This is a genomic window from Nonomuraea sp. K271 (assembly GCF_009908215.1).
Classification (GTDB): domain Bacteria; phylum Actinomycetota; class Actinomycetes; order Streptosporangiales; family Streptosporangiaceae; genus Nonomuraea; species Nonomuraea longispora.
The window spans coordinates 18,483-32,647 of record NZ_JAAAHR010000059.1; the positions used below are offsets into that span (position 1 = coordinate 18,483).

The 14,165-nt window shown below is 72.1% G+C and carries 12 protein-coding genes and 1 riboswitch; of the genes, 9 read left to right on the forward strand and 3 right to left on the reverse strand.

What is annotated here, in order from left to right; genetic code table 11:
• Positions 1 to 24 precede the first annotated feature (24 nt).
• The 3 genes from GUY59_RS21265 (at position 25) to GUY59_RS21275 (ending at position 4,622) form a co-directional block, all read left to right on the forward strand.
• Positions 25 to 1,533, forward strand: a complete 1,509-nt coding sequence (locus GUY59_RS21265; RefSeq protein ID WP_138203769.1) for a serine/threonine-protein kinase — start codon at positions 25 to 27, stop codon at positions 1,531 to 1,533.
• On the forward strand, positions 1,523 to 2,974 hold the full coding sequence (locus tag GUY59_RS21270; protein WP_138203767.1) for a serine/threonine-protein kinase: 1,452 nt from the start codon (positions 1,523 to 1,525) through the stop codon (positions 2,972 to 2,974). The genes GUY59_RS21265 and GUY59_RS21270 overlap by 11 nt, the downstream gene beginning before the upstream one ends.
• Before the next feature lie 73 nt (positions 2,975 to 3,047).
• Positions 3,048 to 4,622, forward strand: coding sequence for a hypothetical protein (locus tag GUY59_RS21275; protein ID WP_161714642.1), 1,575 nt, complete (start codon positions 3,048 to 3,050; stop codon positions 4,620 to 4,622).
• A gap of 190 nt (positions 4,623 to 4,812) precedes the next feature.
• On the opposite strand, the gene GUY59_RS21280 is transcribed toward GUY59_RS21275, so the two are convergent.
• From GUY59_RS21280 to GUY59_RS21290, 3 genes are read right to left on the reverse strand one after another with little or no spacing between them, the layout of a single operon-like run.
• Entirely contained in the window at positions 4,813 to 6,555 is a 1,743-nt protein-coding gene (locus GUY59_RS21280; RefSeq protein ID WP_138203763.1) for a PH domain-containing protein, read from the reverse strand.
• Positions 6,552 to 7,031, reverse strand: coding sequence for a PH domain-containing protein (locus GUY59_RS21285; protein WP_138203775.1), 480 nt, complete (start codon positions 7,029 to 7,031; stop codon positions 6,552 to 6,554). The genes GUY59_RS21280 and GUY59_RS21285 overlap by 4 nt, the downstream gene beginning before the upstream one ends.
• An 8-nt stretch (positions 7,032 to 7,039) precedes the next feature.
• Positions 7,040 to 7,264 (reverse strand): hypothetical protein, encoded by a 225-nt coding sequence (locus tag GUY59_RS21290; RefSeq protein ID WP_138203761.1) that lies wholly within the window; start codon positions 7,262 to 7,264, stop codon positions 7,040 to 7,042.
• Between the two features lie 109 nt (positions 7,265 to 7,373).
• On the opposite strand from GUY59_RS21290, the gene GUY59_RS21295 reads away from it, so the two are divergent.
• The 6 genes from GUY59_RS21295 (at position 7,374) to GUY59_RS21320 (ending at position 14,163) form a co-directional block, all read left to right on the forward strand.
• Positions 7,374 to 8,612 (forward strand): sensor histidine kinase, encoded by a 1,239-nt coding sequence (locus GUY59_RS21295; RefSeq protein ID WP_252375076.1) that lies wholly within the window; start codon positions 7,374 to 7,376, stop codon positions 8,610 to 8,612.
• Positions 8,609 to 9,277 carry a response regulator gene (locus GUY59_RS21300; RefSeq protein ID WP_138203757.1) on the forward strand — a complete coding sequence of 223 codons (669 nt, stop codon included), beginning with the start codon at positions 8,609 to 8,611 and terminating at the stop codon, positions 9,275 to 9,277. The genes GUY59_RS21295 and GUY59_RS21300 overlap by 4 nt, the downstream gene beginning before the upstream one ends.
• A gap of 428 nt (positions 9,278 to 9,705) precedes the next feature.
• On the forward strand, positions 9,706 to 10,959 hold the full coding sequence (locus GUY59_RS21305) for an NYN domain-containing protein (protein WP_236667362.1): 1,254 nt from the start codon (positions 9,706 to 9,708) through the stop codon (positions 10,957 to 10,959).
• Positions 10,960 to 11,044: 85 nt separating this feature from the next.
• Positions 11,045 to 12,019: a C40 family peptidase gene (locus tag GUY59_RS21310; protein ID WP_330849188.1), complete on the forward strand. Its 975-nt coding sequence runs from the start codon at positions 11,045 to 11,047 to the stop codon at positions 12,017 to 12,019.
• 454 nt (positions 12,020 to 12,473) lie between these two features.
• Positions 12,474 to 12,637: riboswitch (cyclic di-AMP (ydaO/yuaA leader) on the forward strand.
• Between the two features lie 73 nt (positions 12,638 to 12,710).
• Positions 12,711 to 13,235, forward strand: coding sequence for a C40 family peptidase (locus GUY59_RS21315; RefSeq protein WP_138203751.1), 525 nt, complete (start codon positions 12,711 to 12,713; stop codon positions 13,233 to 13,235).
• 112 nt (positions 13,236 to 13,347) lie between these two features.
• Complete coding sequence (locus GUY59_RS21320; RefSeq protein ID WP_138203749.1) at positions 13,348 to 14,163, forward strand: hypothetical protein; 816 nt, start codon at positions 13,348 to 13,350, stop codon at positions 14,161 to 14,163.
• The last annotated feature ends 2 nt before the right edge of the window (positions 14,164 to 14,165 follow it).

Sequence of the window (14,165 nt, forward strand, 5' to 3'; positions counted from 1 at the left end):
CGATAAGTAGTTACCCTTCCCTTTATGTCCGCGGGAAGACTTGCCGGCCGCTACTCCCTGCTGCGCCCGCTGGGCGCGGGCGGCATGGGGACAGTGTGGCAGGCCAGGGACGAGATGCTTGACCGTGAGGTCGCGGTCAAGGAGCTCACGCTGCCCGAGGGCATGTCGCCCAAGGAACGCTCCGACTCGATCACGAGGGCCGTGCGCGAGGCGCAGGCCACCGCGAGACTGCGCCACCCCGGCATCGTGGCCCTGCACGACGTGGTCGTCGAGAACGACCGGCCGTGGCTGGTCATGGAACTGCTCCGCGGGCGCACACTCGCCGAGACCGTGCGCGAGTTCGGGCCCATGCCTCCCGACTACGCCGCGCGGATCGGCGCCGACGTGCTGGAGGCGCTCTGCGTGGCGCACGCTCAGGGGGTCCAGCACCGCGACGTCAAGCCGGGCAACGTGTTCCTGACCGGCAGCGGCAGGGTCGTGCTGACCGACTTCGGCATTGCCAGGCAGGAGGGCCAGGCCACGCTCACGGAGCAGGGTCTCATGATCGGCTCGCCCGGGTTCATCGCTCCGGAGCGGCTCGAAGGCCAACCCGGGGGCCCCGCGAGTGATCTGTGGTCGCTCGGCGCCACCCTGTACGTCGCGGTGACCGGCGGCCCCGCCTACTCCGGTTCGGCGGCTCAGCGGGTGCGGGCCACACTCTTGGAACCGGTCCCGGTCGCGCCGGGCCCGCTGGGACCGCTGCTGGCCGCCCTGATGGCGCACCATCCCTCGGCGCGGCCCGACGCCCGCACGGCCGTGGACGCGCTGCGCCAGGTCGCCTCAGGCGCGGAAGCGCCGCACCTGCCGGTCACCCAGACCGTGACCGCGCCGACCAAGGTGAAGCGGCGCGGCGGCGCGGCCCGATGGATCGCCGTCGCCGTCGCGGCGGTGGTCGTGGCAGCCGCGGGCACCACGGCCTTCTTCTTCCTGCGGGGGGAGGACGACGGCGTGCCGTCGGCGTTCACGGTGCCCATGGACGTGTGCACCCTGCTCAGCTCACAGGAGGTCGGCGGCGTGCTGCGCACGCAGAATCCGCCCGGGGGGCGTCCCGACGGCGACGATGTGGGCCCGAAGTGCAGCTGGCCGCTGTCGGGCAGCGGCGTCGGCCTGCAGGTGCAGAAGGACTCCGACACCGTCGACCCCTGGTCGATGTCCGGCGACGCCGCCCGCAGGCTGTTCCAGAACCAGAAACGCTACTGGACCCGGTACAACGAGATCTCCTGGACGTGGCCCGAGATCGGCGTGAAGAACAGCAGGAAGGCCACGCGCACGCCGCTGCGCCCGATCGGCGGCGTGGGCGAGGAGGCCTTCGCCTTCGAGCTGAAGGGACCCACCGGCCGGGTGCACACGGCCCACGTCTTCTACCGGCTGGCGAACCTGGTGGTGAGCGTCGAATACTCCACGCTCGCCGACAAGCCGACCGACGACGACGTCAAGCAGGCGGCCCTGAGAGTGGCGCAGGCGAGCGAACGGGCGTTGCGCGATGCCGGGTGACCTCTACCTGCTGGCGGGCCGCTACCGGCTGATCGAGCGGCTGGGACAGGGCGGCGCGGGCACGGTGTGGCGCGCGATCGACGAGGTGCTCGACCGGCAGGTCGCGGTCAAGCAGGTACGCGTGCCCGACCGGCTGACCCCGGACCAGCGGGCGGACTTCGCCAACCTGGCCATCCACGAGGCCAGGTCCGCGGGACGCCTGCGCGACCCGGCGATCGTGCTCGTGCACGACGTCGTCCTCGAGGGCGACCAGCCGTGGATCATCATGGACCTGGTCACCGGCCGATCGCTCGACAAAGTGATCAAGCAACAGGGGCCTCTGCCCGCCGCGTACGTCGCCGGGATCGGGCTGCGCGTGCTGTCCGCGCTGGAGGTCGCCCACGCGCACGGGATGGTGCACCAGGACGTCAAGCCGGCCAACATCCTGCTCGACGCCGACGGCTCGGCCATGCTGACCGACTTCGGCATCGCCGCGCAGATGGGCGGGCACGCGGACAGGTTCGGCAGCGCGGGCTCGCCCGGCTACATGGCGCCGGAGCGGCTCAACGAGCAACCTTCCGGGCCGGCCTCCGACCTGTGGTCGCTCGGCGCCAGCCTCTACACGGCGGTCGAGGGCAGGGCGCCGTTCGAGCGGCAGCTGCCCGCCGCGGTCGCGGCGGCGGTGCTGCTGCACGAGCCGCCGTTCCCCGTCAGGGCCGGGCGGGAGCTCGGCGGCCTGCTGATGGCCATGCTCGCGAAGGACCCGGCGGCGAGGCCCACGGCGGCCCAGGTGCGCCACGTGCTGCACGGCGTGACCGGCGCCACCACGGGCGCCCATGGGAGGCCGGCGGGCGGACGGTCCCGCCGCTGGCTGCTGCCCGCGGCGGTCGCGGCGGTCGTGCTCCTGGGAGCGGGCGGCTGGTACGCCGCCGGCGCGCTCGGCCCGGAGACCGGCAGGTTCGCCACGGCTCCCGACCCGTGCACGCTGCTCACCGGCGCCCAGGCCGGCGAGCTGACCAAGAGCCGGCCCGAACGTATGCGCACGAGGCCGGACGAGTGCCAGTGGCTCGTCCGCGACGGCTCGAAGCCGGGCAGCCGGCTCATCGTGCGCGCCTGGGCGGAGAAGCCGGGCGCCGATCTCGGCGGGCCGCAGGTCGCGCAGCGCCGCTTCGACAGCGAGAAGACCACCCGCGCCGCCGCCAAGGGCAGGCACCTGCGCATGATCCGCGGCGGGGTGACGGAGGTCAAAGGCGTCGGGGAGGCGGCCATCCTGCAGAACACGTTCAAGCTCCACCTGAACAGCAACGAAAGTGGCGCGACCGACAGCGTCATCCTCTTCCGCACGAGCAACCTGCTGGGCGAGGTGGTCTGGCATCGTGATGACGCGCCGTCCTCCGACCCCGAGGACAAGGAGACGGCCATCGCCGCGGCCCGCCTGGTCTCGGCGTCGCTGGCGAAGTGAACGCCCGCAAGCCTCCGGCAAGGGGCGTGGCTAGCATGTATCCCCGCACGTCAAGGCAACCCCAGGAGTCTTTGTGAACCCCGGTAGCGAGCACCAGCCGCCTACCACCCCCTACCAGGTGCCGGGCATGCGGTTCGAGCCGCCGAACATGCCTCCCAACCTGCCCCCCAACATGCCGCCGAACATGCCTCCCAACATGCCGCCGCAGCGCCCGCGCCGGCCGGCCTGGCTGCTGCCCACGCTGGCCGCCGCGCTCGTCGTGCTCGTCGCGGCGGGCGGCGTCGGGGCGTACCTGCTCTACGGCAAGGTCGCGGGGACCTCCACGCCGCTGTTCGCCCAGCCGGGAGAGACCACCAGCGGGACGACGGCGCAACCGACGGCGGCCACGGCCGCCGCCGCGACGGGGCCGGACGTCTGCGCCATGCTGCCCAAGGAGGAGGCCGACCGGCTCGTCCCCGACGCGACCGTCGCCAAGAGATCCAAGGACGGGGACTACACGGTCAACTTCACCTGCAACTGGCAGAACCAGCGCATCTCGTACGGCGAGTACTGGCGCAGCAGGGAGATCGACGTCCGCATCGAACAGCACAAGGGCGACGGCGCCAAGACCGGCCGGGCGATGGCCCAGAACTCCTACGAGGTCGACTACCGCGGCGGCAAGTACGGCGAGACCGCCACCCCGTCGCTCGAGCCGGGTGAGAAGAACTACACCTCCCCGGTGAAGGACATCGAGGGCGTCGGCGACGGCGCGTTCGCCCAGTACACCTGGCGCCGCGACGGCAAAATGCTGTGGTACTCCTTCGGCGAGGCGCACGCCCGCGTCGGCGACATGACGATCGAGGTCAAATACCAGGCGAGCCAGCAGCGTAAGGACGCCCAGATCCTGTCCAACGAGTCCACCCAGTCGATCACGGAGGCCAACGCGATCCGCGAGGTCTCCAAGCTGGCCGGCCACTTCGCCAAGGGCGTGGCGGCCTGGCAGGCGCAACATCCCGACGTGCTGGCCCAGCCGGAGCCGTCGGAGGCCACGCTCACCCCGAGCGCCCGGCCGACGCCCTCGCCGAGCGTGCTGGCCGTCTTCCCCACCGACTGCTCCGCCGTGAAGGACGTGGCCACGAAGCTCGTGCCCGAGCCCACCACCCGCGCCCGCGGCACCACGGTCGGTGGCGACAACCAGACCGAGTGCCGCTGGCTCAACCTGGACCTGCCCGGCGGCGAGGGCACCAAGAAGATCCGCAGCGCGCTGATCACGGTGCACCGCTTCACCAACCGGACGGGCGCGGTGGACGCGCCCGCCGCCAAGGCCTACTACGTCAGCGAGTACGGCGGCGACAAGAACACCGCCGACTCGTCGCTCGGCAACGTCACCTGGGGCAAGCTGATCGACGTGGACGGGCTCGGCGAGGAGGCCTACCAGCAGTACGTGAAGACCCGGCAGGGTGAGGTCTCGGCCTCCAGCGGCACCGTGACGATCCGCAAGGGCGCCCTGGTCGTCAGGGTCGACTACTCGGGGCACCAGCGGCCGGAGGGCGAGGCGACGAACTCGCCCAAGGTCGAGCTCATGCCGGAGGAAGAGGCCATGAGCGGAGCGCTCACCCTGGCCAAGGCCTACATGGCGACGCTGGCCAAGCAGCCCAAGGGCAGCTGACCGCGGGCCGGCACCGCCCCTCTCGCGGGTCGGTGCCGGGGGCTCCTGACCGGTGATCCGCGCAGGCGGTTAAAGCGCCTGCAACCCGGCTGCAAGTGGGACAAATACCGTTATGACTGCAAGCACTTGAGCCGCGCGATCACGTTTGTCCAGTACAGGGGCATGGGCAAGCCATGGGGGATCTCGCGGCTCATTGCTTTGCCACCGTCGTCCCCCTGACGAGGAACGGTTCGAGCAGGCCGGGCACGGCGCGGGAGGCCAGTTCCAGTCCGGTGTCGCGGCCGACGTCCACCACCTCGTAGTGCCCGTGGCCCGCGGAGGTGGTGGCGGAGATCGTCAGCAGTCCCGAGCGCCGCTGGAAGTACGACTCCGTGATCGTCCATCCCGAGACGCCCCTGCGGTCCAGCGCCACCGTACGCCGTACCACCGCGCCCTTCCTGCTGACCAGGTGCCGTCCGCCCAGCGCGTGCCCGAGGTTCCTCGCGCCCTCGACGGCGGCCCAGGTACCGGCCGCCAGCACGACGAGGGGGATCGGCCACACCCAGGCGCGCACCCACGGCCAGGGCGTGAGCGCCGCCGCGGCGGCCACCGCCGCGGTCGTCAGCGCGGTGGCGGCCAGGGCCCGCACGAGGCGCCGCCGCCTGGCCATCCGAGGATGCGGGACCAACGCGGGCACGCCGGCGCCCGGCCCCCGAAAGTCAGCCCGAAAGTCAGCCCGAAAGTCAGCCGGAGTGTCGGCCGGAGTGTGGGCCGGGATGTCGGCCGGGCGGTCGGCTGGACTGCCCGCCGGGTTGTCCACCGGGTTGTCCACCGGGCTGCCCGCATGGCTTTCGCCGCCGGCCGCGGCGACCTCGGCGGCGAGCCGCCAGGCCAGGTCGCGGGGGAGGGGCGGGGCGAGCGCGGCGGCGTCCTCGGTCTCGTTCCCGGCCTTCTCGCCCAGCCCGGTGGCGACGGTCTTGACGCGGGCGCCTCCGCCCAGCCGCAGAAGCAGCGGCTCGCTGATCTCCACACCGCGCAGCCTGCGTACCTCCAGGGTGAGCGACCGGGTGGTCAGCAGCCCCCGGCGCAGCCGCAGCCGGCCGGGCTCCTGCTCCAGGCGGTAGCGGCCCCACGACTCGGCGAACAGCAGCACCGATCCGAGCACGCCGACGGCCAGGTTGACCGCGAGCAGCGACGGGACCGCCGTCAGCGGCCGCGTCACGATCCAGTCCCACAGCGCGCTCGCCACTTCGCTCGTGACCGGCTTGAGCCCGGTCGCGTTGAGCGGCTTGTAGAGCGCGCCCAGGACCAGCGCGGTCCCGGTGACCGTCCACACCGTCAATGGCGCGTACCTGATCCACGACCAGCGCAGCTCGGCCAGCGGCCCGTCCCGCGCCTCCCGCTCGTCGTGCTGGTGCAGCAGGGTACGGCGGAGCGTCTCGGCGTCGTTCCTTGTCAGCGGGTCGAGCGTGAGCTCGGAGTGCTCGCCCGAGTTTTCACCGGTGCCCACCTTGACCACGGTCAGGCCGAAGATCCGCAGGATCGGGGCGGCCTTGAGGTCCACGCTGCGCACCCGGTCGCGCGGGACCGAGTGGTGCTGGCGCGTGATGATGCCCGAACGCAGTTCGAGGCGCTCGGGGGTGAGCCGCCAGCGGGAGGTACGCAGCCTGGCCAGGTCGTAGGCCACCACGGCGGCCACGATCAGCACGGCGGCGCCCGCGCAGGCCGCGACGACGCCGCCGGTCTGCCAGTCCTGGCCCAGCAGGAAGCGGGTGAGCCCGGCCACCGCGCCGGCCACGAGCGCCAGCGACTTGACGGCCGAGACCCACAGGCTCCGTCCGGCCAGCCGCCGCCAGCCCTCCTGCCGCTGCGCGGCGGGTTCGCGCCGGTCGGGATCGTGGCCCGCGTGGTCTGCCGCGCCGGGCGCCTGCGGTCGCAGGCCCGGCGCGTTCACGTGGCGTCCCCGGGCGTGGCCTGGGTGATGGCGGTGAGGCGTTCGGCCAGCTCGGCGGCCATCTCGTGGTCCAGCCCCTCGATCTTGACCGCGCCCGCCGACGAGGCGGTGGTCACCGTGACGTCGGCCAGTCCGAACAGTCGCTGCACCGGCCCCCGCGCGGTGTCGACCCGCTGGATCCGCGACATCGGCGCCACCCGCCAGGTGTGCGTCAGCCATCCCTTGCGGGTGTAGACGGCCTCGCCGGTGACCTCCCACCGCTCCACCCGGTAGTACGCCCGCGGCGCGACCAGCGCCAGCACCAGGCACGCCACCACGAACACGGCCACCGCCGCGCCCAGCCAGAGCGGCCGCTCGGTGAGGAACCAGTACGCCGCCACGGCCGCGACGGCGAGCGGCGCCATGAGAAGCAGCCACTGCACCGTCCACCACGGGACCACCCGCGGGTCGGCCTGGTTGCGCGGCGGCCTGAGCATGGTCGTGCTCACCTGTCTCCCTCCGTTCTCTTCGTCACGTCGGCCGCGGCCAGCAGCACGAAGCCGAGCACCCCGATCACGATGGCCGCGAACACTTCATATCCCTCCAGAAATGGCAGGTTGACCACGAGCAGGTCGTGCGCCCACCGCCACCATCCGAACAGGGCGTTGATCAGGCCGCCCACGCCCTGCAACAGCAGCAGCCAGCCCGATATCGTCAGAAGCGCGTGCATGGATCCAGGCTCGCGGCGCGGCCTGCCACCCGCGTCGGCCGGAGGTCTCGGCCCGCATCGACTTTGGTCGCTGTCGTCTCACACCTGGCAGGGCCTAACCTCGATGGACGTGACGGCACACCAGGACGACGGCGTCCACGCCCACGAATATCGATGGGCCCTGCCGTCGGTGCTGCTCGGCGACGCCCGCGAGGGCGGGCGCGTGCGCCGCTCGACCCGCGACTGGATCGTCGACACCCTCATGTTCCTGCTGGCCTGCGGCCTGACGGTGCTGTCCCTGCCGGAGATCCAGAACGCGCCCGCGCCGCTGCAGACCGCCGAGCAGATCCTGGGAGCGTTGTCGTGCGCGGCGGTGTGGCTGCGGCGCAGGTGGCCGGTCGGCCTGGCCGTGGTGACGATGCTGTTCTCGTCCTACCTGGAACTGCCCGGAGGCGCCTCCATCGTGGCGCTGTTCACGGTGGCGGTGCACCGGCCGTTCAAGATTTCCGGGCCGGTCGCGCTGTTCTCCCTCGTCACGCTGGCGCCCTACGTCTTGCTGCGGCCGCGGACCGAGCTCGACCGGGGCTGGACCGCGGCGCTGGGCGTGGCGTTGGTCCTGACCGTGCTCGCATGGGGGATCGTGGTCAGGGCCAGGCGGCAGGTCATCTGGTCGCTCAGGCAGCAGGCCGAGGTGGCCGCGGACGAGGCCAGGCGGAGCGAGCGCGAGCGCATCGCCAGGGAGATGCACGACGTGCTCGCCCACCGCATCTCGATGCTCAGCCTGCACGCCGGCGCGCTGGAGTTCCGCCCGGACGCGCCCACCGAGGAGATCGCCAGGGCGGCGAGCGCCATCAGGAACAACGCCCACCTGGCGCTGCAGGACCTGCGGGAGGTGATCGGCGTGCTGCGCGCCGTCAGGCCGGGCGACCAGGACGAAGGGGAGGAGCCGGTGCCGGAGCGCCCGCAGCCCACGCTCGCCGACCTGCCCAAGCTGGCCGGGGAATGCCGGCTGGCGGGCATGGACGTGCGGCTGACCCTCGGGGTGGAGGACGCGCCGGAAGGGCTGGGCCGTAACCTCTACCGCATCGTCCAGGAGGCGCTCACCAACGCTCGCAAACACGCGGGAGGCGCGCCGGTGGCCGTCACGGTGGCGGGAAGGCGGGGCAAGGGGGTGTCGGTGGAGGTGCGCAACCCGATGCGAGCCCGTCACGGCCTGCGCATCCCCGGCGCGGGCGCGGGGCTCATCGGGCTGACGGAACGCGCCGAGCTGGCGGGCGGCAGGCTGGAGCACGGCCCGACGCCTGAGGGCGAGTTCCTGGTACGCGCCTGGCTACCGTGGCCGGCGAAGACGACTCGGGAGGACGCATGACCACTCCGGCCGGCGGGCCGATCAGGCTGCTGATCGTCGACGACGACGCGATGGTGCGGGCCGGGCTCTCGATGATCCTCGGCGGCGCGGGCGACATCGAGATCGTCGGCGAGGCGGGCGACGGCTCCGAGGTGCCGCCCATGGTGGCCGAGCACCGCCCCGACGTGGTGCTGATGGACATCCGCATGCCGGGCGTCGACGGGCTCACCGCCACCGAGGCGCTGCGCCGCACCTCCTCGCCGCCCGAGGTGGTGGTGCTGACCACGTTCCACGCCGACGCCCAGGTGTTGCGCGCGCTGCGGGCGGGGGCGGCCGGGTTCCTGCTGAAGGACATCGCGCCCGCTGACCTGGTGCGTGCGATCAGGAAGGTGGCCGCGGGCGAGCCGATCCTGTCGCCGGCGGTCACGCGGCAGCTCATCACGCACGTGTCCGACGGCGGCGCGGACCAGCGTACACAGCGCGCGAAGAAGCTGCTCGACCGGCTCAGCGAGCGGGAGCGGGAGGTGGCGACGGCCGTCGGCCAGGGCAAGTCGAACGCCGACATCGCGGGTGAGCTGTTCATGAGCGTGCCCACGGTCAAGGCGCACGTGTCGCGCATCCTGACCAAGCTCGACCTCAACAACCGGGTGCAGGTCGCGCTGCTGGTCTACGACGCGGGTTCGTAGCGGGGGCACCATGCGGCCGGCACCACGATCGCGGCGTTCTCTCGCCGGCCGGCCGCTGGAATTCCAGCTTTTCGCGCCGGGGTCCCGGCGACCCGGCCGACCGGCGCCCGCACCGGGCCCGTGGCGCAGCCGTCCCGTGCGACGCCGGCACGGTCCCGCCCGGTCCGGTGGGGTCACGAGCGGCGGTGCGACGCCGCGCCCACCAGGGGGGCCGGCCGTGCCGGCCCCCCTGGTGGGCGCCCGCGCCGACGCGGCCCGCCGGCCGTGGCCAAGCGCTTGTCCACAGTGGAGTGGCCGTTACGGTCAGGTACGCGGCAGCCGTACCCTTGTCTGAAAGGGCATGTCACGAAGGGACAAGTGGGATGAGTTCAGCGGGTGAAGGCCTGTCTCGCCCGCTTCCCGAGCAGGTGCGGCTGAATGTCGTCGACTTGGCGTCTCAAGTTCTCGGCACGATGCCCGCTGCCGCCATCCCGCCGCCGCTGCGGGGCATCGCCAAATTCGACCCCCGCAAGCGGGCCAAGCTGGCCGGCGCCCCCATCGCGGCGCAGCTGGAGAACGACAAGAAGTTCCGCGAGCTGGTCGCCGAGTCCGTGACCGCGGGCTGGCCCGAGCTGGTCGCCTCGCTCGCCGAGGGCAACGTGCCGCCCGCCGCAGATCCCGTGCTCGTGGCCGCGGCCGCCTATCTCACGCGCCCGCCGGGCTGGGCGGAGATGATCGAGACCGCCCGCGCCGACCTGGAGCAGTCGCTGGCGGCCGCCGAGGACTCCGAGCGCGAGGAGGTCGTCGCCCGGCTGCGCGAGCAGCTCGCCGCGCAGAAAAGCGCGGCCAAGGAGGATACCGACCGCCTGCGCGAGCAGGTCAAGGCGGCCCGCGCGGAGAACTCCGATCTGCGCCGCAGGCTTCACGACGCCCGCGAGCGGGCCAAGGCCGCGATGCGGCGGGCCGAGGAGATGGAGCGGACCGCCGAGGAGGCGCGCACGGCCGCCTCGGTCGCGGGCAGCGCCGGCGAGTCCGAGCTGCGGCGGCTGCGCGAGCGGTTGTCGGACGTGGAGAAGCAGCTCGAAGCCTCGCGCCGGGCCGCGCGCGAGGGCAGGAGCATCGAGGACGCCCGCATAAGGGTGCTGCTCGACGCGCTGCAGGACGCCTCCGCCGGGCTGCGCAGGGAGCTGGCCCTGCCCACCACGATCAGCCGGCCGGCCGACTCGGTCGCCGCGGTCACCGGCGAGCGGCCGGGTGTGCGCGTGCCCGCGCGTGCGCTCGCCGACGACGACCCGCAGCTCCTCGACCAGCTGCTCGCGCTGCCGCAGGTCCATCTGATCATCGACGGCTACAACGTCACCAAGACCGGCTACGGCACGCTCACCCTCGCCGACCAGCGCAACCGGCTGATGACCGGGCTGGGCGGGCTGGTGGCGCAGACCAGGGTCGAGGTGACCGCGGTCTTCGACGGGGCCGAGCTCAACGCCCCTGTGCAGGTCGTGGCGCCGCGGGGGGTGCGGGTGCTGTTCAGCGCGCCGGGGGAGATCGCCGACGACCTGATCCGCCAGCTCGTACGCGCCGAGCCGCCCGGCCGCGCCATCGCCGTGGTGTCGTCGGACCGGGAGGTGGCCGAGTCCGTCAGGCGGATGGGAGCCAGACCCGTTCCTTCTGGCTTGCTGCTGCGCCGCCTGGGCCGGGCTTAAGTTACAAATTGGTCTGTTCGGGTGAGACCCCACCCGCCACTTCTGTACTATTTCGCCCCAGTAAAGATCCCTGGGAGGCGACGCAGTGAGGTTTGGCCGGGTGCCGGTGGCCGTGGGTCTCGCGTTCGGGCTGATGGTGTCCCCCATGGGGGTTGCGCTCGCTGATCCGAAGCCCACCATCGGGCAGGCCAAGGCCAAGCTCGACAAGCTCAACCACAAGGCCGACAAGGTCGTCGACCGTTACAACGCGGCGACCGAGCGCTACAAGAAGGCCAAGGGCTCCTACACCAAGCTGAACAAGAGCTACAAGCGCAAGCTCCGTACGGTCGCGAACCTGCGCGTCGAGATCGCCGACATGGCCGCAAGCGTCTACCGGGTCGGCGAGTACGCCACCTCCCTTCCTGGGCTGGTCGGCTCCGAGAATCCGCAGGGACGGCTGGCCGGGATGGCGCTGGCCGGGCAGATGGCCAAGGAGCGCTCGCAGAAGCTGGCCGCGTTCGACCGGGAGAACCGCGGGCTGAAGAAGGAACGCGACAAGGCGCAGGACGCGCTGCGGTCCGCCGACGAGGTGCGCGGCCAGGTCGAGAAGGAGCGCAAGGAGATCCTCGGCCTCATCGCCAAGCAGAAGAAGCTGCTGAAGAAGCTGGGCGCCTACAGGACCGGCGACCCGAACAGCACCGGCATCGAGTACACCGGGTCCGCCTCCGGGAACGCCGCGGCGGTGCTGCGGTTCGCGTTCGCGCAGGTCGGCAAGCCGTACGTGTTCGGCGGGACCGGGCCGGGCGGCTACGACTGCTCGGGGCTGACCCAGGCGGCCTGGCGGGCGGCCGGCGTGTCGCTGCCGAGGACGACGTGGTCGCAGTGGTCGTGGGGCGCGAGCCGCAGGGTGTCGCTGAACGCGCTGCAGCCCGGGGACCTCATCTTCAGCGAGGGCCTGGGACACGTCAGCATTTATGCGGGCAACGGAAAGATCGTCCATGCGCCGCAGACGGGCGACGTGGTCAAGGTGGTCACCCTCTCCTCCTACGGCAGGGGCCTCGTGGGCGCCGTCCGCCCGTAGATCCGCCCGTCACCCACCTACGACGCACCATCGTTGCCCCCGCCGGGGCGCCGCCGGGGCGCCGCCGGGGCGGCTCCCGCCCGTCCCGCAGTCGTGTTCCGCCACGTTCCGCCACTCTGTGATCACCGCGGGTCTCGCGCGGCAGGGCGAAATATGTGACAAAGGCGACATATGGCTCCTGACAGATGAGCGTGGCCAGAAGTGTGAGTAGGGTCACTTTTTGGTAACGGCGCATCTGTTCCAGCAGGGGTTCGGGAATTTACAGACACCTTTTTGGATCTTTACCGGCTGACTGTGCTTTTGCCGATCCTTGACCGTTCCGCGTAGCTTCTGGCGTCGTCGCGGTGCACAAGCCATGACGCCGCGACCCCGCATCGGTCCCTCCCGATGTGAAGACAGATAAAGATCCGCTGGTCATCGCCGCGACATCCCCATGGCACACCTGCTGAATCGGGGCGATGGCCTGCCGAATCCGTGCAGCCAGGAGGCACGGAACCGGGGACCCAGCGATCCCAGTTCCCCAGGGATCAGGGGTGAATCGGCGCGCCAATCGCGCCGTAGGGCGACTTCCAGGCCCGAATCCGACAGCTAACCCGGTAGGCGTTCGTGGAAGAGCCAAGGAGAAATCCTGTCTACCTCCCTGCATAACCCCCGTCTGTCCCGCCTTGCCCTGCGTGGCGCAGCGCTCACGATGACCGTGACGGCCGGAGGTCTGGTCCTCCATGCCCCGGCGGCCCAGGCGGCGACGACGAGCGACACGGCCGGCGTCTCCTCGGTGAGGGCGGTCACGGCCGCCAGCACCGCGAAGTCGGCCAAGGCCGCCCGGAAGCGAGCAGCCAAGATCGCTCGGCAGAAGGTGAAGGCCGGCAAGGCCCTCACCGTGGCCAAGAACCAGATCGGTGACCCGTACCGTTACGGCGCCACAGGGCCTGGTTCGTTCGACTGCTCCGGCCTCGTCCAGTTCGCCTGGAACAAGGCCGGGGTGAAGCTCCCGCGCGTGGCGAGCAGCCAGTTCGCCCGCATCAGGAACAAGGTCTCCTGGAAGAACCTCAAGCCAGGCGACCTCATGTTCTTCAACGGGCTCGGCCACGTGGGCATGTACGTCGGCAAGGGCAAAATGATCCATTCGCCGCGGACAGGCGAACGGGTGCGCATCGACAAGCTGGGCGGATGGCGCAAGTCGTCGTTCGTCGGCGCGGTCCGTCCCGGCCTGTGACGAAGCCCCGCCCGGGGCCTGGGTGACCTCCCAGGACCCCGGGCGGGCTCCCGTCTCCCCGTCACCGTTCTCAGCGCCGTCGTACGCGCCGGCCCCCACTACGATCGGCAGCGTGTCCCAGCAGGTGAGCCGACGAGCCGCGCTGACCGCGTTCCTTTTCCTCGGCCTGGCCGCCGACGCCCCCGCTCCCGGCCCGCCCGTCCTGCCCGCGCCTGCCCGCGACCTGTGGCCGGACGGCCAGGCCCTCGCCCGCGGGGCACGTTCCCTCGTCACCGGCCACCATGCCGCGCCCGGCACGCTCGACGAGCTCGCCCGCCGCGCCGACTCGGCGGCGCTGCGGGTCGCGGCCGTGCTCGGCCGCCCCGTACGGCCCGTGGTCATCGTCCCCGACACCGCGCAGGACGCCGCCAGGCTGGCCGGCTCCGGGCCTCTCGACGGGCTGGCGGCCGTGGCCGACGACGGCCGGGTTATCGTCGTCCCCGAGTCGTTCGGCAAGCTCACCTCGTTCGGCAAGGACGTCGTCCTCACCCACGAGCTGACCCACGTCGCCGCGGGCACCGGCGGACTGCCCGTCTGGCTCTACGAGGGCTTCGCCGACTACGTGGCCTACCGGGACGCCGGGCTGCCCGTGCGCACGGCCGCCGCCGAACTGGCCGCCGAGGTGCGTGCCGGGCGCGTGCCGGCCGCCCTGCCGGGGCCCGAGGCGTTCGCCGTGGGCGGACCCGGCCCGGGACGGCTCGCGCTGGCGTACCAGGAGGCCTGGCTGGCGTGTCGCTTCCTTTCCCGCCGTTTCGGTGAGAGGAGCCTGGTGAGGCTCTACCGTGATGCGCAGGCCGCCGACGTCCGCGCGGCGCTCGCCGTGCTCGGGCTCTCCGTGGCCACGCTGACCGCACGGTGGCGCGTGTACGTGCGGGAGCAGCTCGCGTGAAG